The organism is Janibacter sp. Y6 (genome assembly GCF_040900765.1).
Lineage (GTDB): Bacteria > Actinomycetota > Actinomycetes > Actinomycetales > Dermatophilaceae > Marihabitans > Marihabitans melonis.
The window spans coordinates 20,858-40,844 of the sequence record NZ_JAKLYZ010000007.1 but is presented as its reverse complement, the minus strand read 5'-3'; the positions used below and the strand labels follow the sequence as shown (position 1 = coordinate 40,844).

The following is a 19,987-nucleotide window of genomic DNA, read 5'->3' as shown; positions in this document are numbered from 1 at the left end:
TTGGACGCCGATCGGCACAGTGAGGTTCCTTTGCGGCAGACACTGGTTCCGGGCGGCTGCCTAGACGGAGCTTCAACCCCCACCCCCTGGGCAGTCCCGCGCGGACTTTCTAACCATCACTGAGCAGGTAGCGGTCGGTCTCGTGCAGCCGTTCGAAAACCATCGTTTTCGAACGGCGCCACGAGGCCGACCAGAGTCTGCTCAGTGATGGTTCGAAAGTCGGCGCTGGGCGACTCGAAAGGCCACCGAGGGGAGTTTCGGGCACGTGTGCTGGCGCTTGGCGCGGGGACGGTTTGATTCGCGCACCACGGTTGGCTGCAACGGAGCGGCGGTGTTGCTCCGTTGATCGAGAGACGGGGAAGACTGCGAGCTCAGGAGGTGGTGGCGTGGTCGGCTTCGAAGACTTCGTGCGAACCCGGCACGCGGGGCTCGTGAGATACGCGTACGTGCTCTGCGGCGACGCGCATCTCGCCCAAGACCTCGTGCAGCAGGCGCTGTCACGTTCCTACCCCCGCTGGTCTCAGGTCTCGGCCGGTCGACCAGAGGCGTACGTACGCCGAGCGGTGACGAACGCCTTCATCGACGAGACCCGTCGTCCGTGGCGCCGTGAGACCCGAGACGTGCTGCCCGACCGTCCCGACCCGACTGACCACGTCCGTGGTGTCGAGGACCGCGACGCTCTGCTGATAGCGATGACTGGTCTGCCACCAGTGCGCCGCGCAGTCATCGCCATGTCCTACCTCGAAGACCTGCCCGACGACGAGATCGCCGAGGCCCTCGACCTGCCCCGCGCGACGGTGCGCTCCCACCGCGCGCGCGGCTTGGCTGCCCTTCGTGACGTGCTGACCGCCCAGGAGGTGGAGACCCCATGACTCACCCGACCATCGACCCTGACCTTGAAGAGCTGCTGCGTGCGCGCCTGCGCCACATCGCCGAGCAGGCACCGGCCAGTGACAGCGAGGCCGTCCTAGAAACCATCGCGGCACAGCAGACGCGGCGCCCCTGGCGAGCAGCGCTGATCGGGTCGGCCGCCGCCGCTGCTCTCGTCATGGGGTGGCTGTCTGTTGCTGCACGTGATGCCACACCGCCGCCGTCAGATCGCTACACGGTCGGCACCGCTCGGGGTCCGCTCCCCGCGATCCCGGACGGGTGGAGGTGGGAGGCGTACCACGACGTCGCCGTCGCGGTCCCGGACACCTGGGGGTACGGCACCAGCGGCGTCCCCTACTGCGCGGTCAAAGACGTCGCCGAACGCACCACGGTCGGACGACCGGGGGCGGTGCCGCTCATGGGTTGTAGCGGGGGTCTCCAGCCAGACACGGTCGCAGTCGCCGGCACCTTCGTCGACATCAGCCCGAGTCGAGATCTTCGCTACCGGGTACCGAAGGTCACCGACGGTGACACCACCGGTGACCGCACGACGCGGGTCGTGGGTCAGACAGCCATCGAGGTGCAGGCCGCCCAACCCCTTCGCAACCAGATCCTGGCGACCATCACACCGCTGCCCGCCTCGGGCATCAACGGGTGCCGACGCGACGTCCCCCTCATCGACGACCCTTCCTGGCGACCGGCCGCGCAACCGATGCCGGACCCCGACACCGTCGCTGACGTCGCGGTCTGCACCTATGACCTCGGCACCGGCGGAGGCCTACGGGCAGCCACACAGCTCCCCGACAGCGCGATCCGGCGCACCGCCGACGCGATCGCCGCTGCGCCGATCAGTGGGATCCCCGATCGTAAGAACTGTCGCGATGACTACGGCGATCGGATCACCCTGCTGCGGATGGGCGACACCAGCGGCCGCACCCACGAGGTCGTGCTGCGCTACTCCGGATGCGCCCACCGCGGCATCGATGACGGTTCGACCATCAAGTCCCTGACTAAGCAGGCTCCTGCTGACACGCTCTCCGGCGCCCACCAACCCGACGGGTTCGGCATGGAGCTCAGCGACGTCATGCCTGAAGCCGCGCCCAAGACCCGTTAGGTACGGCCAGCGAGCCGCTCGGTGACGAATCGTCAGTGGACCGAGGTTGGGCCACGCCCCTCAATACAGTTGAGAGCGCTCGTACTGTCCTTGCATGCACTCCTCGACGGATCAGCAGCCACCGCAGGAAGATCCAGCGGTCGTTGCGGTCGAGAGCCTGCTCGCGTCCGCTAGTGCTCTGCACCCAGCCGGCCCTTGGCGAGGGCGCGCCCGCCATGTGATTCACATCTGCGCGTGCTGCACCGCGAACGCTTCCCCGGACTGGGTCATCTACGACACCGACGAGGGCATCGGCTGGCGCCGCCGACCCGACGACCTACCGACTGAGGATGAGATCGATGCTCCACGCAGGTTTGACGGCCACGCTGACCCGGCCGACGTCCTCGAATGGCTACGGGGAGAACGGGATCACCCTTGGACGGGCGACCTCGCAGGCGATTCAGACAGCCAGGCTGCCGTCAGGGCGCTACGACGATGGATTCGGACCACCTCGCCGACGGGATGAGACCAGACGCTCATCGACCATCGTTCCCACCGGCGACATTCCACCCGCGGAAGTTCGACTCCTTGAAGATCGTCTCGGGTCGGGCGGTCGTCGAACCAGAGGGTGATGTCAGACCTGATGAGAACTATCGGCTCCCTGCAGCGTCTATAGAGCGTGAGACTGCACGATCGCGACCGCCTAGAGGAGATCTACGCGGCCTTTTACCCCCGCCTGGTGGGTGAGCTGACGGTGGTGGCGGGTTCCCGCTCCTCCGCTGAGGACTGCGCGAACGAGGCGTTCACCCGCTTGGTCCTGCACTGGAACAAGGTGTCCAAGCACGACAGCCCCGTCGCCTGGCTACGCACCGTCGGGTACCGGCTGGCAGTAGACGAGCATCGTCGCTCTCGACGCCAGACACCCACGTCCGAGGCGACAGACGGGGCCGGTCCCTTTAGCCAGCAGTCCACGAGGCACGAGATCTGGCAGGCGATCCAAAACCTCCCCGCAGCACAACGCGAGGTCGTGGTGCTCCGCGCTGTCCACGACCTGACCGACGCCCAGATCGCGGAGGACCTGGCTGTCCCGGTCGGCACCGTCAAGTCCCGCCTGTTTCGGGCGCGGCAAACACTTCGCACCCGTCTGGGAGATCCCTCATGACCCCTTCGACCCGTGACCAGATCCAGGCCCTCATCGACGAGGAGAGCGACCGCGCCCGAGCAGACATGCCGCCGCTGGAGCACTTCATCTCCCGCGCCCGCTCACGTCAGCAGCGTCGGCGCGCTGCGGCCTGCGCTGCCGTGGCTGGCACGGTGCTCGTCATCGGTGGCATCGGGTGGGCTCAAGGGGCCGGGGCACCGACCGGCGAAGCCCCTGCCGCCAGTAATGCGCCCACCCCGGCTGTGCAAATCGACGTCTCGACGTTGCCCGATCACCCAAGACAAGACCACGTGGCTGACCTGTTCGCCAAGGCGTTGAGCTCGCAGGGGCGTTATGGCGGTGGCACCTGGATCGCCGAGGAGAAGACCTTGAACATCTACGTCGCTGGACCAGTGGCTGGAAGGGCTGAAGCGACCGCAGATGCCGAGCGTGCCGCTGAGGAGATCACCCGCGAGACGAACTTCGACGTCGTCGTGCACGAGGGCGGAGCTCGCACCGAGACCGAGCTGGTCGCGACGATGGACGCGGTGTCCGACACCACAAACTACGACCCGGACGGCGTGGTCCAGGTCCGGGGTCAACGCATCGACTTCAGCACGGGCCGGGTCGACGTCGACGTCACCAGCGCCGCCGCCGCCCAGCTGGTGGAGAAGGAGTTCGGCGACGCAGTGCAGGTGCACGTCAAGAAGCCCTACACCCAAGACGAGCTCGACCAGATGTTCGGCATGCCCAACGCCCCGGCGGCCCCGACCGGCTCCAGCACATCACGTCGAGGAAGCCAGCCACCACCGTCCGCATCCGGGACCGCTACCAGCCCCCAAACCGCCACCAGGGTTGCGCCGTTCCCATCGGCAACCCCCGGCTCTGCCTACCTCGCGACAATCGGCGGACCCCTGTCGGTCACCGACTCCGGATGCGCGTACGTCAAGACCGTCGATCCCAGCTACCGCAACGTCGGTCGCCGGTACGTCCTGGCCGAGACCATCGCCGGCTCGTGGACCACCGAGCTGGTCGACGGCACGTGGGTGATCAAGGACGCCGCAGGTACCCAGATCGCCGTCGAGGGCCAGGAAGTCACGATGGGACTGGGGATAGGCCCCGGGACCGTCGACGGCACAGAAGCCTGCAAGGAGCTCCTTGACGATGCACAGCTCGTCGTCCTCCTGCCGCAGGGCCAAGCAGAGGCGGAATAGCTAGACACGGCCCCCAGTCCCACGTCAGCCTCGACCGACCGCGTCGGACCTCACCACCGTGTAGGTGCATGAGCCTGTCCACTGACGATCGTTTTCGAACGGCGATGCGACGCGCGCGAAGACCTGCTCAGTGATGGTTCGAAAGTCGACCAGCAGCGGCTCGAAAGGGACCCTTACGGAGTTCTGAGCGGCCCGCCTTGGGCAGGTACTCAGCGCCCGGTCAGGCCGGCGATCAGGTGGGTGACCTCGTCGTCGGTGGGCATGGCTCCGGCCGAGCGCCAGATCACCAAGATGCCCGGCTTACTTCGCGGGCCGGTGCTCCACGCAGCCCAGGTGGTCATTCCGGCTTCTGCCCAGCCCCCGGTGGTGGGCAATGGTCCCTCCCATCGTCGTAGACCACCAGACACCACGACGGGCTCTCCTCGAGCTGGGTCGAAGAAACCGTCGAACAGGTCGTCCCCTTGCTCGTTGGGGCCTACCACGATCGCCATCTCTCCGCTGCTGGTGACCGGACGGTAGTAGGTCGCGGCGACCGGCATCTCTGTCGGGGCGTTATCGAAGGTCCCTGGATCGGTCACCTCAACACCGGTGGCTGACTCGATCCACCGGTCTACCTCCTCGCTCGAGCAGGTCTTCGGGTCGGCCGCGCATTGCGAGATCTGCACCTCGCCCGCAGCTGGCGGCGCCACGGCATCCTGAAATGTCTGCGTCCCAACGGTCAGCCCGACCGCCAGTGCTGCGGCCGCGCCGAGCCCCGTCGTCGCGGTCCGCCGCCGACGAATGGTGCGGCGACCGGAAGTGACGACAGCGTCGACGTCGACGTCGCTGCTCCCGGCCCTTTCCTCCTGGTCGTCGATGAGCCCCGCGATGAGGTCGTAGTTGCTGTCCTGGGTCGTGTTCATGATGATGTTCCCCTCCGCGCCGACGGCGCGTGCTCTTGCAGGTGCGACCGCAGCCGCGACAGCGCATCGCTCGTCGTGCTCTTTATGGTTCCCTCGCTGATCCCGAGAATGCGGGCGCTCTCAGCTACCGACAGGCCCTCGTAGTGCCGAAGGACAACGCAGGCGCGCTGTCGGTCGGTCAACGCGGTCAGGGCGTTTCGAACGTCGTGACTGGTGTCAGATCGGCTCACGGCGTCCGGCGCGGGTGAGTCGTCGATCTCCGCCACAGAGGTCTCACGCCGCCAGCGACTCGTGCGTCGCTCGTCGATCAGCGCCCTGACCAACGTGGTCCTCGCGTATGCATAGGGAGACTCAACACCGCCCATTCGTGGCCATCTGACGTACAGCCGCTCCATCGCGAGCTGGACGAGGTCGTCCGCTTCGTGGGGGTCTCGACAGATCCCCAACGCCACCCGTCGTAGCCTCGGCATGGCCTCGCCGGCGAACTCGCGGAAGCTCTCCTCCTGCGCACCTCGCACGGCTGCCCCTTCTCATCTGCTCCATCCAGGCGTCACCCGGCCTCACCTAGTAGACGGGCTGACACCGCCTGAGGTTGGGCCGCGCCCCCGATCTTCTCGAGCGCGCCGACTTAGTGACGATCGTCACTGAGCGGTTGTCGAGGGCGGTCGGGCTGTCGAGCCCGACGATCGGACAGGATGGGCCGCTAGTAAACCGGCAGCCAGGCCGCACGACGGCCCGAGGGACGCAGAGATGGTCTTCCACCACCACCGGTACGCCGGCGAGCAGCTGACACGAGACGCCCTCGCGGCGCTGCTGGCGAACCTGAAGCGCCCCTCGTGCGTCCTCGTGGTCGCGACGGTGAAGGGCCCCTACGGGCACGACGAGGTCCGTGCGGCCCCGAACGCCGTTCTCGAAGCCGTTGCTCAGCCGGGGAACCCCGGCTGCCAGCCGCCGTTTGTGAACATCTCCTCGGGCGGGACCTTTGTCGCGCGCGTCGAGCACAACAGCCTCACGGTGCTGGAGCCGGGACCCTGGGTCGACGAGCTGGCCCACCTCCCACATGAGCGGGTGCCCTGGCCTGGCTGAGCACGTACTTCGGCGGTGAGGGCTACCCGCCTCCACAGATGAAGCGCGCGGAGCAAGCCGTCATCGAACTGGCCAAGAGCGAGGGCGAGGCCGTCGCGATCCGACGTCTCGGGGTGGGCGATGTCGACCGCGACGTCGAGGCCTACCTCGAACTACCTGGGTCGCGTGCCTACTGGGTCGCGCACAGCAAGCGTCGCCTGGGGTACTCCCAGCCTTGGGTCGACACCGGCGACCTCGACGCCGACGCTAAGACGTGGTGGGAAGCGTTCGTGAAGAAGGTCAACCCCTCCGCCGATACCGCTGAGCCCAGCGAGTACCTCCTTCGCTACTCGCTCACGGAAGCAGACTCGCTGGGCCTGACCCCCGATGACGTCGAGGACGCCGTCGACGACGCAGTCGCCGCTCACGGCGGAGAGACTGACAACCCCACCGAGACCGGGGACTTCCTCGAGATCCCCGTCGTCGGCAGCACCACCGCCGGGCTAGCGGCGGCGATCAAGGCGCTCCACGACCTGGGCTTGACCTCAGCCCACGCCGCATAACCGAGGCTCGTCGTCGAAGACTGCGCGGCGATCTGCTCGGAAAGATCAACCCACCCTCACTGAGCGGCCCCACCCCGACTTTCGAACCATCACTGAGCAGTCCCACGCCCCGTCGGTCGTCGCCGTTCGAAAACCATCGTCACTGAGCGGACTAGCAACAGCGGTGCGCGGCGCTAGGAACAACTAAGCCTCGCGAGCCAGTTCGGGTCGCAGCCCCAGCAGCGCGAGGAGCGACGCCAGGACTTGAGCGGTGATCAGCGAGCAGATCAGCGCGAGCATGACGATCCAGGGTGGGTTGATCTGAGTGCCAGAGAGTCGCAGCAGCATCGTGGCCGCCGCGACCACGGTGATGGAGCACGGTGCGATGGTGGCCAGGCTGGTGATCACGGTCTAGGTCACGAGTTGCACTCGTCGCACGACATTGCGGTCGGCGCCGATGGCGACCAGTGGCTGCCCGTCCTCGGTCTCGCCGCGGTCTTCGGCGTCATGAACCTCGGGCTGTACGGCGCGATCGAGCGGATCGGGCTCGGGCTGGCCGTGACGCTGGAGTTCGTCGGCCCGCTCGCCGTCGCGGTCGTCGACTCGCGCCGCTCCGGGGGCCTGCTCGCCGCTGCCCTCGCGGGCGTCGGGGTCGTCGTCCTCACCGACCCAGGTCCGACGTCGGACCTGCTCGGGATCGCGATGGCCCTCACCGCGGCGGCCGCGTGGGCCGCCTACATCGTGCTCAACCGCGCCGTGGGGGGAGCGCTGCCCGGCCTGACCGGGACCGCGCTCGCCAGCCTGACGTCGGCCGGGCTGTGGCTGCCCGTCGGTCTCGTGTGGTTCGTCGTGCACCCGCCGACGACGCAGGCCATCCTGCTCGCCGCGGCGTGCGGGGTGCTCGCCTCGCTCGTGCCCTACGTCGTCGACCTGCTCGCGCTGCGCCGGGTGAGCGCGGGCAGCTTCGCCGCCCTGACGAGCGCCAACCCGGTCGTCGCGGCTCTGGCGGGCCTGGTGCTGCTCGACGAGCGCCTCGGGCTGCAGGCCTGGGTGGGGATCGGTCTCGTCGTGACCGGCAACCTCCTCGTGACGATGCGAGGACTGGGCGGTCCCCCTTCGCTCAGGTCTGCTCGCGCAGGTACCGGCCGAAGTGCGGCACGGTGAAGGCGATGCGGCCGCGCTCCCCCGAGTAGATGAGGCCCTTCTTCAGCAGGGCGTCTCGAGCCGGCGAGAGCGACTGCGGCTTCTTGCCGAGGTGCGAGGCGACCTCCGCGGTGGCGACGGACTCGATGTCGTCGAGCTCCTCCCCCTTCGCCGCGGTGTCGGCAGCCAGGTCGGCCATCGCGCGCAGGTACTCGCGCTCCCCCGGCGTCGCGCGCTCGAAGCGCGATCCGAAGAAGCCGACGGCGAGCTCGCTCTCCGCGTCGGGAGCCGCGACGGTGACGTCGTCGGGGGTGATGGGTGACCGGGGAGCCTTGTCCCACACCGACTTCCCGTACGCCTGGATGAAGTAGGGGTAGCCGCCCGTCGCCGCGTAGAGACGGTCGAGGGCCTCCTGCTCGAAGGCTGCGCCCTCGAGCTCGGCGGGCGAGGTGAGCGCCCGGTCGGCGGCCTCGCGCGGCAGCCGGTCGATGCGCACGTAGCGGAAGAGCCGCTCCGAGTAGGACTTGCTCGCCGAGAGCACGGCCGGCAGGTGCGGCAGCCCGGCGCCGACGACGATGACGGGCAGACCGGACTGGCTGATCTCGTGGCAGGCGGCGCACAGCGCGGAGATGTCGTCGGGCCCGAGGTCCTGCATCTCGTCGATGAAGACGGCGACGCCGCGGCCGAGGTCCGCCGCGAGCCCGCCGACGTCGGTGAGCAGCTCGACGAGGTCGATCTCGATGTCGCCGGAGTCGGCGCGCCCCTTGATCGCGGGCGCGTCGATGCCGCCGGTCCACATCTCGCGCAGCTTCGTGCCGGGCGCGGAGTCGCGCTGCCCGAAGGACTTGATGACGCCGAGCACGTGCTCGACCTCCTCGGCCTGGCTGTGGCCGAGCTCGCGGACCGCCTGGTGCAGGGCGCTGGCGAGGGGGCGGCGCAGCCGCTGGTCCGGGCGGGCCTCGATCTTGCCGGTCCCCCACCGCGCGCGGACGGCAGCGCTGCGGAGCTGGTTGAGGAGCACCGTCTTGCCCACGCCGCGCAGCCCGGTGAGGACGAGGCTGCGGTCGGGACGGCCGGCGGCGACTCGCGCGAGGACGACGTCGAAGGTCTGCAGCTGCTCCTCACGACCCGCGAGCTCGGGCGGTCGCTGGCCGGCGCCGGGCGCGTACGGGTTGGTGATCGGGTCCATGAGATCGGACGGTATCCCGATGTCTAGGCGTGTCCCGATATCTCGGTAGCGAGTCGCAGCGAAGGGGTGATGGTCGGGTCTCGCCAGGGCGGCAGCGTTGTCGGTGGTCGAACGTATGTTCTACTCATGGCTCTCGCACCAGCCCTTCGCCCCTCTCCGGACGGTCCGCGTCCGGGTGGGGCCTGCGGTGAGGTGCACGCCGGTCTGGACCGGCTCGAGGCCGACCTCGACGCGCTCGGGCGAGCGTCGGGCGTCACCGCCCGCGAGATGGGCGAGGTGATGCGTGAGCTGACCCGTCTGCTCAACCGGATGCAGGCGCTCACCGACAAGGGCGCAGCCGTCGCCGCGTCGATCGACGTCGCCGGACGGACCGGGGCGCGGTCGACGGGGCAGTGGCTGGCCCAGGTGACGAGCAGCGACCCGCGGGCGGGCTACCGGCAGGCCCAGCGGGCCGAGGGCGCGGGTCTGGCCGCCGTGACGTCGAGCGGGAGCGGGGCGACGGGATCCGGGGCGGTGAGGGTCGGGGCGCAGGGGTCTGGGGCGCCAGGGGTCGGCACGGCGGGCGAAGGGGTGGACGGGGCTGAGCCGCGCGGGCCCGAGGTGAGCCTCACGGGGCGCGCCCAGCTCGCCGGCGACCTGTCGCGCGAGCAGGTCGAGGTCATCCAGACCAGCCTGTCCGCGCTGCCCGACGGGCTGGCGCCGGAGACGGTCCTCGGGTGCGAGCGCGGGCTCATCGAGCTCGCGCAGGGGCACGGACCACGAGACCTCCGCCGCCTCGCGGCACGGGTGCTCGAGCAGGTCGGGCAGCCGGTCGAGGTTGTCGACGCCCACGAGGAGCACCAGGTGCGCAGCGCCGAGGACCTCGCGTGGGAGCGCGCCTCCTTCTGGATCCGCGACAACGGCGACGGGACGATGCACGGTCAGTTCACCGTGCCCACCCTCGCCGGGCAGACGCTGAAGAAGATCCTCGACGCGATGTCCTCGCCGCGACGACGTGGCGCCGCAGGTCCTGACGGCAGCACCGGGGCGGGTGACGAGACGTCGCCCGGCTCGGGCCTCTCAGGGGCGGGCGCGTCAGGGGCCAGCGTGCTGCCGCTCCCGGCGTGGTGCGACCCCGGGCTCAGCCCGCGCGACCGGCAGGTCGCCCGCCAGCAGCGCCAGGGCCAGGACCTCGCCGTGCTCCTCGGGCACCTGCCCACCGACCACCTCCACGAGAAGACGGCGGCCACCGTCGTCGTCACCACCCGGCTCAGCGACCTCGTCGGGGAGACACTGCGCGTCGGGTCCACCGACACGGGCGACACGCTCAGCCCGGGCGAGGTCCGTCGGGTCGCGTGCCAGGCCGGCATCGTCCCCGCGGTCCTCGACGGCGACTCCATCCCGATCGACCTCGGCCGGCAGACCCGCTTCTACTCCTCGACGCAGCGCGTGGCGCTCGCGACCATGTACGACACGTGCGCGGCGCGAGGGTGCGACATCCCCTTCGCGTGGACCGAGATCCATCACGCGCACCCGTGGAAGCTCGGCGGGAGCACCGACCTGAAGAACGGCATCCCCCTGTGCGGCAGGCACCACCGCATGCTAGACCGGGGCTTCGAGCACCGGGTGCTGCGTGAGGGCAGCCGTGTCGTCGTCGAGCTCGCGAGACGACGGACGTAGGGGATGCCGTGGTCCCGAGGCGCGAGGAAGTCACGAAGCGGGGCGACGAGCCTCGACCCGCCGTGGTGCGAGGAAGTGACGAAGCGGGGCGACGAGCCTCGACCAGCCGTGGCCCCTGAGGTACGGAGCGAAGCGGCGAGCCCCGACGGGCCGTCCACCGGCACGTGCGACGAGACAGGAGGGGTCCGCATGACCGAGGTCGTGACGGCGGGGCCGCAGAGGCCTAGGTTCGTGCCATGACGCGCTGGACGGTCGAGGACGTCGCCCGGATGAGGCTGCTCTCGCAGCGGCTCGTCGACCCGATGGGGTCGCCGACGGAGGTGGTGCGGCACCTGACGTGCACGCAGGCGCAGGACTTCCCCGGGTCGACCATGTCGATCGCGCTGCGGACGACGGGGCGGTCGCTCGCCGAGGTCTACGACGCCTACGACGCGCGCGAGATCGTGCGGTCGTGGCCGATGCGCGGCACCCTCTTCGCCGTGGCGGCCGAGGACCTCGGCTGGATGCTCGACGTCATGGGCGAGCCGACCCTGCGCTCGACGCAGCGTCGTCGTCTCGAGCTGGGTCTGCCCGACGAGGTGATCGAGCGCTCCGAGCAGGTGGCCCGCGAGGCGATCCCGGCCGAGGGGCTCAGCCGGTCCGAGCTGCTCGAGGCATGGACCGGGGCCGGGGTGCCGGTCGACGGCGGCCGGGGGTACCACCAGATCGCGCACCTCGCCCTGAGCCAGGTCATCTGCCTGGGCCCGACCCGTCGCGCGGAGGGGCGAGCGGTCGAGCAGCTCTTCGTGCTCAGCGAGGACTGGCTGCCGGCGACGGAGCGGTTGACGCGCGAGGAGGCCGTGACCCGGTGGTTCACGCGGTACGTGCTCGGGCACGGCCCGGTGGCCGAGGCCGACTTCATGTGGTGGAGCAAGTTCCTGCGCCGCGACCTCTCCCCCGTCGCCGACCCGCCGACCACGCTGACGTCGATCGAGGTCGACGGGGTGAGGCACTGGGTCGACCCCGAGGTGCTCGAGACGTACGGCTCGCGCAAGCGGGCGACGGCAGCGCCCCTGCTGCTGCCCGGCTTCGACGAGGTCGTCCTCGGCTACGGCGACCGCTCGCCGGTGATGACCGACGAGCAGGAGCGGGTGCACGTCGTCCCGGGCAAGAACGGCGTCTTCCGCCCCACCGTCGTCCAGGCCGGGCGCGCGCTGGGCACGTGGACCCGGCCGAAGGGCAAGGCCACGACGGTCGACGTCGTCGTCTTCGACGAGGACGGGCTACCCGGGCCGGTGGAGCGAGCGCTCCCCCGCCTCACCCAGGGGTTGCCGCGATGAGCCCGGTCCGACGCTGACCCGTGGAGGCCGGGCTACCTGAGACGGTCGATGAGCCCTTATGACGCCGTCTAGCGGTCAGGACATACGAGTGGAGACGGCGTCATCGACTCGGGTGGTCAGCCACCCGGGCGGTCGGCGACGAAGAGCGTCGTCTCCTCGTCATAGTAGTCGCGGCTGAGGCCGACGCGGGTCATGCCGATGCGCTCGCAGACGGCCTGAGAGGCAGAGTTCGCGGGGTCGGTGACGGCCACGACGCGCGGGAGCCCGGAGGCGAGGACGTGGTCGAGGACGGCACGGGCGGCCTCGGCGACGTAGCCGTGACCGGTGTGCTCGGGGTGGGCGCGCCAGCCGATCTCGACGTCCTGCAGGTCGACGCCCGTCGAGGCCGGGATGGGCTGCAGCATGATGAGGGCGACCGGCACGGCCGGTGCGTCGTCGACGGGCATCGTCTCGACGAGGACCACGCCGAGCACAGGATCCGCGTCGTACCTGCGGAAGCGCTCGATCCGCGCGGGCACGGCCTCGGCCGCGTCGGCGTCCTCGATGACCTGGCGCGGGATGAAGCGGCGCAGCCCGGGGTGCTGGTGCACGGCGAGGACGAAGTCGGCGTCGTCGGGCGTGAAGTGGCGCGTCCGCACGCGCTGGGCCGAGAGGGGGATCACCGCCCCATCGTCACCCAGCCGCGGTGCCAGCGAGGTGGCACGAGGCACGACGCGCGCGAGGGGCCCGACCGGCGAGCGAGGTGGGGCTCGGCCGGCGGCTCGACACGCCCGCGAGACCGCGTGAGACATGAGACCGACTACGCCCCGAGCCCCCGGTGGTGAGACCCTACTCACATGGCCGCCGCTACTCCCTCGTCGTACTCGATCACCGTCCGCCTGCACACTGCGCCCGACCACGCCGTCGTCGGCCAGGTCGCCACCGTCATCGCACAGCAGGGCGGCATCGTCACCGCGATCGACGTCGCGGACTCCCGGCACGACCGCCTGGTCGTCGACGTCACGTGCTCCGGCATCGACGCCTCGCACACCGACCAGCTCGTCGCCGCCGTCGAGGAGGTCGAAGGGGTCAAGGTCCACAAGGTCTCCGACCGCACCTTCCTGCTCCACCTCGGCGGCAAGATCGAGGTCAAGTCGAAGGTCCCCCTTCGCACCCGTGACGACCTCTCGATGGCCTACACCCCCGGTGTCGGCCGGGTGAGCATGGCGATCGCCAAGCAGCCCGAGGACGCGCGTCGCCTCACCATCAAGGGCAACACGGTCGCCGTCGTCACCGACGGCTCGGCCGTCCTCGGCCTGGGCAACATCGGGCCCGAGGCCGCGATGCCGGTCATGGAGGGAAAGGCCGCGCTCTTCAAGCGCTTCGCCGACATCGACGCCTGGCCGATCTGCCTGGCCAGCCAGGACCCCGACGAGATCGTGCGCGCCGTCGAGATGATCGCCCCCGGCTTCGGCGGCATCAACCTCGAGGACATCGCCGCGCCGCAGTGCTTCGAGATCGAGCGTCGGCTGCGCGAGAGCCTCGACATCCCCGTCTTCCACGACGACCAGCACGGCACCGCGATCGTCGTGCTCGCCGCGCTGCGCAACGCCCTGCGCGTCCTCGGCAAGGAGCTCGACACCGCTCGTCTCGTCGTCTCCGGCGCCGGCGCCGCAGGCAGCGCCATCGTCACCCTGCTCATGGCCGCGGGCGCCAAGGACGTCGTCATGTACGACCGCGAGGGCTGCCTGTCCGCCGACGACGACTCGCTGCCGCCGGCCAAGCTCGAGCTCGCGCAGCGGACCAACCCGCGTCGGGTCCGCGGCGACCTCACCGCCGGCCTCGAGGGCGCCGACGTCTTCATCGGCGTGAGCGCCCCGGGCATCCTCAAGTCCGAGTGGATCCGCGACCACATGGCGAGCGACCCGATCGTCTTCGCGCTGGCCAACCCCGACCCGGAGATCGACCCCGCCGAGGCCGCGCAGTACGCCGCGGTCGTCGCCTCGGGCCGCTCGGACTACCCGAACCAGATCAACAACGTCCTCGCCTTCCCGGGCGTCTTCCGCGGTCTGCTCGACGCGGGCGCTGAGGACGTGACGATCGAGATGCTCATCCGCGCGGCCGACGCCATCGCCGGCGTCGTCACCGACGAGGAGCTCAACCGCAGCTACATCATCCCCAGCGTCTTCCACGCCGACGTCACCGACGCGGTCGCCACGGCAATCGCGGGCGACGGCAAGACCACGACCGGCTCGGGCGCCGGCGGCAGCGACGGCCCGGCCGTCACGCGGCCGGCCGTGGACCCGATCGAGGAGGTCGGCACCACGCCGACCGCCTGACCCGCCTGAGCGCCGCCGCGTCCGCCACCTCCACACGCCGACGCGCTGACCGGGCACGACGTGCGCCCCGCCCGGGTCGAGGGCGGGGCGCACGTCTGCCGGCAGGGTGACCACGAGCGACCGCCCCGTCGCCCGCGTCATTTGTTGACAAGACAACTTTTGCGTAGACTGCACGCATGACGACTCCCTGGCTCAGCACCCCGCAGCTGGCCACGTGGGTCCGCACGGTGGCGGTCATGGAGCTGCTCCCCGCCGCGCTCGACGCGCAGATGCGCCGCGAGAGCGCGATGACGAGCTTCGAGTACCAGGTCCTCGCGATGCTCTCCGAGGCGACCGACCGCACGTTGCGGATGACCGCGCTGGCCGCGCAGACGAACTCGACCCTGCCCCGCCTCAGCCACGTCGTGAAGCGTCTCGAGGACCGCGGGCTCGTCGAGCGCAGCCGCTGCCCCAGCGACGGCCGGGCGACGAACGCCTCGCTCACCGACGACGGCGTGCGCGCGGTCGAGGCCGCCGCGCCCGGTCACGTCCGCGCCGTGCGCGAGTACGTCGTCGACGCCCTCACCGAGGAGCAGATGACCCAGCTCGGCGAGATCACCGACGCGATCCTCGGCCGGATCGACCCCGACGGGAAGATGACCTCGCTCTACCACCGGCACGACAGCTGACCGGGGGCGCGCTCCCCCTTCGTAGGCTGGTCCGGTGAGCACCGAGGACCCAGAGATCTTCCGCAAGGACGCCGGCGAGGCGCCCGCCGGCTACACGGCCTGGGAGGCCAGCGGCCTGCTCTGGCTCGAGGAGGCCGAGGAGAGCGGCGGCGCGCGGGTGGTCCGCGTGTACGACGTGCAGACCGACCACCTCGACCTCGAGCGGCTCTCGCCGGTGCCGCCGACGAACTTCCAGGCCGACGCCTTCGGCGCCGCGCTCGCCGCGACGCACGCGGCCGGGGCGCCGGCCTTCGGCTCTCCGCCCGCTCGGTGGACGACCCACGGGTTCCTCGGGCCGTCGATCCGACCGCTGCCCCTGCCGCTGCAGGAGACCTCGACGTGGGGAGAGTTCTACGGCGAGCAGCGGGTGCTCCACACGTACCGGCTCGGTCGCAACCAGGGCACCTTCGACACCGACGGCGACCGCGCCCTCTTCGAGGCGGTCGCCGCGCGGCTGGCGACCGGCGAGCACGACACCGACGACGCGCCCGCGCGCCTGCACGGCGACCTGTGGGCGGGCAACGTCATGTGGACCCGCTCCGGCGGGGTGCTCGTCGACCCCGCCGCCCACGGCGGCCACCGTGAGAGCGACCTCGCGATGCTCATGCTCTTCCGCGGGCCGCACGTCGCGCGCATCGTCGCGGCGTACGACGAGGCGGCACCTCTCGCCGACGGGTGGCAGGAGCGCGTCCCGCTGCACCAGCTGCACCCGGTGATGCTCCACGCCGTCCTCTTCGGCGGGGGCTACGTCGAGCAGGCCCGGTCGATCGCCCGCCGGTACGTCTGAGCCGCAAGGCTGCTGCGCCGCTGGGCTGCTGGGCCCCTGCTACCGCTAGAGCGCCTGGGCGCCCGCGGCGCCCGCGGCGACCTCGCCGAGCTCGGGGTGCCGCGTGCGGAGCAGCTCGGTGTATCGCTCGCGGACCTCAGCGTGCGCCTGCGCGGCAGAGCCATCCGGCTCCCGGGTCACGTCGTGACGCACCGACCACGTCGGCGGCGCCTCTCCCCCGTCGAGGACCCACGCGGCCTGACGCGCGGCCCCGAGGGCGACGTACTCCCCCGACGCCGGGACGACGACGGGCAGGCCGATGAGGTCGGCGGTGATCTGCGGGACGAGCGGTGAGGCCGAGGCACCGCCGATGAGCAGCACGCGTCGCGCCTCGATGCCCGCCTCACGGATGCGGTCGACCCCCTCGGCGAGGTTGCACAGCATCCCCTCGTGCGCGGCCCGGGCCATCCCCTCGCGGGTCATCGCCGCCCGGGTCAGACCACCGAGCGTGCCGGTGGCGGTCGGGAGGTTCGGGGTGCGCTCGCCGTCGAGGAAGGGCAGGAGCGTCAGCCCGCCCGACCCCGGCTCGGCCCGGCCGGCCAGCTCGGCCAGCTCGGCGAGGTCGACGCCGAGCAGCTGCGCCGTCGCGACGAGGACGCGGGCGGCGTTGAGGGTGCACACGAGAGGCAGGAAGCCGCCTTCGGCGTCGGCGAAGCCGGCGATGTCGCCGCTCGGGTCGGCGACGGCGCGGTCGTGCCGGGCGAAGACCGTGCCGCTCGTGCCGAGCGAGACGACGACGTCGCCGGGCTCGAGGCCAAGACCGAGGCCGGCGGCCATGTTGTCGCCGGTGCCCGCGCCGACGAGGAGGCCGTCGGGGGTGCGGCCCGCGGCCTCGCCCGGGCCGAGCACGCGCGGCAGCTCGGGCACGTGGCCGAGCGAGCGGCGCAGGAGGTCGGGCAGGTACTCACCGCTCGCGGGAGAGTAGTAGCCGGTGCCGGAGGCCTCGCCGCGGTCGGTGACCGCGGGGGCGACCGGCTCGCCGCCGTCGAGCATCCGGCCGGTGAGCCAGTCGTGCGGCAGCTCGACCCGGGAGGTGCGCGCTGCGTGCTCGGGCTCGTGCTCGGCCAGCCACCGCAGCTTCGTCACGGTGAAGCTCGCCGTCGGCACCGACCCGGCGCTGTCCACCCAGGCCTGCGGGCCGCCGAGCTCCTCGACGAGGGCGCGGGCCTGGGGCGCGGAGCGGGTGTCGTTCCACAGCAGGGCGTCGCGCACGACCTCGCCGGACTCGTCGGTCGCGACCATGCCGTGCTGCTGGCCGCCGACGGCGATGGCCTCGACGCCGTCGAGCAGCCCACCGCGGGTCGCCTCGCACCACGCGTCCCACCAGCGCATCGGGTCGACCTCGGTGCCGTCGGGGTGGGCGGCGCGGCCCTGCCGCACGACCTCACCGGTCGCGGCGTCGCAGACGACGACCTTCGTGGACTGGGTCGAGGAGTCGACCCCGGCGACAAGACGGGTCACGAGCGGTCCTCCGTGTCGGGGGTGGTGCGGGAGCCGGGCGAAGGGGGCTGCCCGGGCCTGGACGTCGAGGTGTCGGGCGAAGGGGGCTGCCCAGGCGTGGACGACGAGGTGCCGGCCGACGGGGTGCCGGGCGACGAGGTGCCGGGCGACGAGGTGCCGGGCGACGGGGCGTCGGGCGACGGGGCGTCGGGCGACGTGCGGGCCTGCCCCGGCACGACGAGCGCCTTGACGAGGCCGGGGTCGTCGCGACCCGCGGTGAGCGCGGCGGCGGCGTCGTCGAGGGCGAAGGTGCGCACCGGCAGCGCGTCGAGGACGACGGCGCCGGATGCCGCGAGCGCGACGGCGGTCGGCCACGTCCCGGCGTAGCGGAAGGTGCCGGTGACGCTCACCTCGCGGTCCTGCAGGATCGAGAGCGGCACGCTCACCTCGTCGCCGCCCATGCCGACGAGCACGGCGCGGCCGGCGGGCGCGAGCGCCTCGAGCCCGGAGGCGACGGCCGAGGGGTGACCGGAGCACTCGAGGAGCACCTCGACCGGGCCGGGACCCGCGCCCGCGGTCTCCTCGGCGGGGTCGTGGACCCTCAGGCCGAGCGCCGCGGCGACGGCCCGGCGCTGGGGGGCGACGTCGCTGACGACGACGTCGGCACCGGACGCACGGGCGACCTGGGCGGCGAGCAGCCCGACCGGCCCCGCGCCGGTGACGAGCACGCGGTCGCCGAGGGCGACCTCGGCTCGGCGGCAGGCCCAGATGCCGACCGACAGCGGCTCGAGCATCGCCGCGGCGACGTCGCTCACCTCGTCGGGCACCGGGTGGGCCATCGAGGCGTGGATCGCGACGTGCTGCTGCATCGAGCCGTCGACGGGCGGGGTGGCGTGGAAGACCATCTGCGGGCACAGGTTGTAGCGGCCCGACCGGCAGGTCGGGCAGGTGCCGCAGGGCACGCCCGGCTCGAGGGAGACGCGCTCGCCGACGCGGGCCGGGTCCACCCCTTCGCCCACCGCGACGACGCGACCGCTCGCCTCGTGGCCGAGGACGAGGGGCTCGCGCACGACGTGCGGGCCGATGCGCCCGTGCAGGAGGTAGTGGGTGTCGGAGCCGCACACCCCGACGGCGGCGATCTCGACGAGGACCTCGCCGAGCCCGGGGGCGGGCACGGGTCGCTCCTCGACGGCGATGTCGCCGACACCTCGCAGCACCGCCGCGCGCATCGTCTCCGGCACCGCGGCCGCCGCGGCGCTCATCGCTCGTCCCACGTGATGACGACCTTGCCGGCGGCGCCGGCCGCGGCGAGCTCGTAGGCCCGGTCGGCCTGCGCGAGCGGCAGCCGGTCGGTGACCACCCGCTCGGGGTGCTCGCCCCATCGGTCGAGCAGGGTGAGCAGCTCGGCCATGTGGTGCAGAGAGGTCACCCACGAGCCGTGGACCTCGAGCTGCTTGTGGATCATGAGGTCGGAGACGGCGAAGTCGACCGTGCCGCCCTCGCCGACGAAGACGCAGCGTCCCCGCACCGCCGTGCTGCGCAGGGCGGCATGCCGGGCGGCGGGGTGCCCGGAGCAGTCGATGCTCACCTCGACGCCGTGGCCGCCGGTGTGCTCGGCGACGACGTCGTCGAGGGTGCTCGCGTCGGTGATCGCCGCGTCGACCAGACCGAGCTCGAGGGCGAGGGCGGCCCGCTCGGGCGAGGGGTCGGAGCCGATGACGGTCGTCGCGCCGAGGTGGCGACCGAGCATCGCCGCGGCGAGGCCGACCGGGCCGAGCCCGGTGACGAGCAACCGGTCGCGACCGCTCACCCGGCCGCGCAGCAGGCCCTCGTAGGCGGTGCCGAAGCCGCACGAGACGAGCGCGCCGTCGACGTGGGTGAGCGAGTCCGGCAGCGGCAGGCACGAGACGGCGTCGGCGAGCATGTAGTCGGCGTGGCCGCCGTCGCGCTGCCACCCGTGGGCGGCGCGCTGCGCGGAGGTGCACCCGATGGGGTACCCGCGGCGGCACTCGTCGCAGCGCTGGCAGCCGGCGATGTGGTAGACGACGACGCGGTCGCCGACGGCGAGGTCGACGACGCCCGGCCCGAGGAGGGCGACGTCGCCGCACGGCTCGTGGCCACCGACGACACCCTGGTAGGCCTCGGCACCGTGCCCGAGGTGCTCGCGGTAGATCGCCCGGATGTCGCTGCCGCAGATCGAGGACGCCCGCATCCGGAGCAGGACCTGGCCCGGCCCCGGCTCGGGGACGGGCAGGGTCACGTGCTCGACCGTGGAGTCCCCGGGCAGACGCACGCCGGGCATGCTCGTCGGGATCGTCGTGGTGCTCATCTCAGTCATGCTCTCGTGCTCGGCGGGTGGGGAGTGGTCCTGGGGGTCGGTGGTCTCGAGGCTCGCGCCCTGGCGGGCGACTCGCACCTCGACCAGCGAAGGGAGCGAGCAGTCTCGAGGCTCGCTGACGCTCGCACCTCGACCAGCGAGGGGCTGAGGTGAGCGAAGGGGCGGGAGGGTTCGCGGAGCATCAAGCGGACCGGACCGGAGCCGAGGGCGCGCAGCGCCCG

The 19,987-nt window shown here is 71.6% G+C and carries 20 protein-coding genes; 12 read left to right on the top strand and 8 right to left on the bottom strand.

Going from position 1 to position 19,987, the window contains the following annotated elements:
- The first annotated feature begins 311 nt into the window (after positions 1-311).
- From L6241_RS14715 to L6241_RS14700, 4 genes are all read left to right on the top strand, one after another.
- Positions 312-872: a SigE family RNA polymerase sigma factor gene (locus tag L6241_RS14715; protein ID WP_368246869.1), complete on the top strand. Its 561-nt coding sequence runs from the start codon at positions 312-314 to the stop codon at positions 870-872.
- Positions 869-1,984, top strand: a complete 1,116-nt coding sequence (locus L6241_RS14710) for a hypothetical protein (protein WP_368246868.1) — start codon at positions 869-871, stop codon at positions 1,982-1,984. The genes L6241_RS14715 and L6241_RS14710 overlap by 4 nt, the downstream gene beginning before the upstream one ends.
- 658 nt (positions 1,985-2,642) lie before the next feature.
- Complete coding sequence (locus L6241_RS14705; RefSeq protein WP_354587971.1) at positions 2,643-3,125, top strand: RNA polymerase sigma factor; 483 nt, start codon at positions 2,643-2,645, stop codon at positions 3,123-3,125.
- The gene (locus L6241_RS14700) at positions 3,122-4,318 is read left to right on the top strand and encodes a hypothetical protein (RefSeq protein WP_368246867.1); all 1,197 of its coding nucleotides are present in this window, start codon (positions 3,122-3,124) and stop codon (positions 4,316-4,318) included. The genes L6241_RS14705 and L6241_RS14700 overlap by 4 nt, the downstream gene beginning before the upstream one ends.
- 209 nt (positions 4,319-4,527) lie before the next feature.
- Here L6241_RS14700 and L6241_RS14695 read toward each other — a convergent pair whose 3' ends face one another.
- Both L6241_RS14695 and L6241_RS14690 read right to left on the bottom strand, forming a co-directional pair.
- On the bottom strand, positions 4,528-5,220 hold the full coding sequence (locus tag L6241_RS14695; protein ID WP_368246866.1) for a hypothetical protein: 693 nt from the start codon (positions 5,218-5,220) through the stop codon (positions 4,528-4,530).
- Entirely contained in the window at positions 5,217-5,738 is a 522-nt protein-coding gene (locus tag L6241_RS14690; protein WP_368246865.1) for a SigE family RNA polymerase sigma factor, read from the bottom strand. Before L6241_RS14690 ends, L6241_RS14695 begins: the two co-directional genes overlap by 4 nt.
- A 232-nt stretch (positions 5,739-5,970) precedes the next feature.
- On the opposite strand from L6241_RS14690, the gene L6241_RS14685 reads away from it, so the two are divergent.
- Together L6241_RS14685 and L6241_RS14680 are read left to right on the top strand one after the other, a co-directional pair.
- Positions 5,971-6,306, top strand: a complete 336-nt coding sequence (locus L6241_RS14685; protein WP_368246864.1) for a hypothetical protein — start codon at positions 5,971-5,973, stop codon at positions 6,304-6,306.
- A 38-nt stretch (positions 6,307-6,344) separates the two neighbouring features.
- Positions 6,345-6,848 (top strand): hypothetical protein, encoded by a 504-nt coding sequence (locus L6241_RS14680; RefSeq protein WP_368246863.1) that lies wholly within the window; start codon positions 6,345-6,347, stop codon positions 6,846-6,848.
- A gap of 183 nt (positions 6,849-7,031) precedes the next feature.
- Here the strand turns inward: L6241_RS14680 and L6241_RS14675 are convergent, their stop codons facing one another.
- Positions 7,032-7,235 (bottom strand): hypothetical protein, encoded by a 204-nt coding sequence (locus tag L6241_RS14675; protein WP_368246862.1) that lies wholly within the window; start codon positions 7,233-7,235, stop codon positions 7,032-7,034.
- Positions 7,236-7,250: 15 nt separating this feature from the next.
- Between L6241_RS14675 and L6241_RS14670 the strand changes: the two genes are divergently transcribed.
- On the top strand, positions 7,251-7,991 hold the full coding sequence (locus tag L6241_RS14670) for a DMT family transporter (protein ID WP_368246861.1): 741 nt from the start codon (positions 7,251-7,253) through the stop codon (positions 7,989-7,991).
- On the opposite strand, the gene L6241_RS14665 is transcribed toward L6241_RS14670, so the two are convergent.
- Complete coding sequence (locus L6241_RS14665) at positions 7,948-9,159, bottom strand: ATP-binding protein (RefSeq protein WP_123093145.1); 1,212 nt, start codon at positions 9,157-9,159, stop codon at positions 7,948-7,950. The two genes, L6241_RS14670 and L6241_RS14665, sit on opposite strands and share 44 nt — an antisense overlap.
- Positions 9,160-9,285: 126 nt before the next feature.
- Between L6241_RS14665 and L6241_RS14660 the strand changes: the two genes are divergently transcribed.
- Complete coding sequence (locus tag L6241_RS14660) at positions 9,286-10,818, top strand: DUF222 domain-containing protein (protein WP_368246860.1); 1,533 nt, start codon at positions 9,286-9,288, stop codon at positions 10,816-10,818.
- Positions 10,819-11,054: 236 nt separating this feature from the next.
- Positions 11,055-12,137 (top strand): winged helix DNA-binding domain-containing protein, encoded by a 1,083-nt coding sequence (locus L6241_RS14655; RefSeq protein WP_368246859.1) that lies wholly within the window; start codon positions 11,055-11,057, stop codon positions 12,135-12,137.
- A gap of 116 nt (positions 12,138-12,253) precedes the next feature.
- Here the strand turns inward: L6241_RS14655 and L6241_RS14650 are convergent, their stop codons facing one another.
- Complete coding sequence (locus tag L6241_RS14650) at positions 12,254-12,799, bottom strand: GNAT family N-acetyltransferase (protein WP_368246858.1); 546 nt, start codon at positions 12,797-12,799, stop codon at positions 12,254-12,256.
- 174 nt (positions 12,800-12,973) lie between these two features.
- On the opposite strand from L6241_RS14650, the gene L6241_RS14645 reads away from it, so the two are divergent.
- From L6241_RS14645 to L6241_RS14635, 3 genes are all read left to right on the top strand, one after another.
- The gene (locus L6241_RS14645) at positions 12,974-14,455 is read left to right on the top strand and encodes an NAD-dependent malic enzyme (protein WP_368246857.1); all 1,482 of its coding nucleotides are present in this window, start codon (positions 12,974-12,976) and stop codon (positions 14,453-14,455) included.
- Between the two features lie 176 nt (positions 14,456-14,631).
- On the top strand, positions 14,632-15,123 hold the full coding sequence (locus L6241_RS14640; RefSeq protein WP_068271185.1) for a MarR family winged helix-turn-helix transcriptional regulator: 492 nt from the start codon (positions 14,632-14,634) through the stop codon (positions 15,121-15,123).
- Positions 15,124-15,157: 34 nt separating this feature from the next.
- Positions 15,158-15,949: a fructosamine kinase family protein gene (locus L6241_RS14635; protein WP_368246856.1), complete on the top strand. Its 792-nt coding sequence runs from the start codon at positions 15,158-15,160 to the stop codon at positions 15,947-15,949.
- Positions 15,950-15,994: 45 nt separating this feature from the next.
- Here the strand turns inward: L6241_RS14635 and xylB are convergent, their stop codons facing one another.
- The 3 genes from xylB to L6241_RS14620 are packed head-to-tail and all read right to left on the bottom strand — an operon-like array spanning position 15,995 to position 19,757.
- Entirely contained in the window at positions 15,995-17,449 is a 1,455-nt protein-coding gene (xylB, locus tag L6241_RS14630; protein WP_368246855.1) for a xylulokinase, read from the bottom strand.
- The gene (locus L6241_RS14625) at positions 17,446-18,690 is read right to left on the bottom strand and encodes an alcohol dehydrogenase catalytic domain-containing protein (RefSeq protein ID WP_368246854.1); all 1,245 of its coding nucleotides are present in this window, start codon (positions 18,688-18,690) and stop codon (positions 17,446-17,448) included. Before L6241_RS14625 ends, xylB begins: the two co-directional genes overlap by 4 nt.
- The gene (locus L6241_RS14620) at positions 18,687-19,757 is read right to left on the bottom strand and encodes a zinc-binding dehydrogenase (RefSeq protein WP_368246853.1); all 1,071 of its coding nucleotides are present in this window, start codon (positions 19,755-19,757) and stop codon (positions 18,687-18,689) included. The genes L6241_RS14625 and L6241_RS14620 overlap by 4 nt, the downstream gene beginning before the upstream one ends.
- Positions 19,758-19,987: the final 230 nt, after the last annotated feature.

Bases quoted from the DNA above. Each gene is read 5' to 3' on its own strand.
- L6241_RS14710 (WP_368246868.1), top strand. From the start codon at position 869: ATGACTCACCCGACCATCGACCCTGACCTTGAAGAGCTGCTGCGTGCG.
- L6241_RS14700 (WP_368246867.1), top strand. From the start codon at position 3,122: ATGACCCCTTCGACCCGTGACCAGATCCAGGCCCTCATCGACGAGGAG.
- L6241_RS14695 (WP_368246866.1), bottom strand. From the start codon at position 5,220: ATGAACACGACCCAGGACAGCAACTACGACCTCATCGCGGGGCTCATC.
- L6241_RS14685 (WP_368246864.1), top strand. From the start codon at position 5,971: ATGGTCTTCCACCACCACCGGTACGCCGGCGAGCAGCTGACACGAGAC.
- L6241_RS14680 (WP_368246863.1), top strand. From the start codon at position 6,345: ATGAAGCGCGCGGAGCAAGCCGTCATCGAACTGGCCAAGAGCGAGGGC.
- L6241_RS14665 (WP_123093145.1), bottom strand. From the start codon at position 9,159: ATGGACCCGATCACCAACCCGTACGCGCCCGGCGCCGGCCAGCGACCG.
- L6241_RS14660 (WP_368246860.1), top strand. From the start codon at position 9,286: ATGGCTCTCGCACCAGCCCTTCGCCCCTCTCCGGACGGTCCGCGTCCG.
- L6241_RS14655 (WP_368246859.1), top strand. From the start codon at position 11,055: ATGACGCGCTGGACGGTCGAGGACGTCGCCCGGATGAGGCTGCTCTCG.
- L6241_RS14645 (WP_368246857.1), top strand. From the start codon at position 12,974: ATGGCCGCCGCTACTCCCTCGTCGTACTCGATCACCGTCCGCCTGCAC.
- L6241_RS14640 (WP_068271185.1), top strand. From the start codon at position 14,632: ATGACGACTCCCTGGCTCAGCACCCCGCAGCTGGCCACGTGGGTCCGC.
- L6241_RS14625 (WP_368246854.1), bottom strand. From the start codon at position 18,690: ATGAGCGCCGCGGCGGCCGCGGTGCCGGAGACGATGCGCGCGGCGGTG.
- L6241_RS14620 (WP_368246853.1), bottom strand. From the start codon at position 19,757: ATGAGCACCACGACGATCCCGACGAGCATGCCCGGCGTGCGTCTGCCC.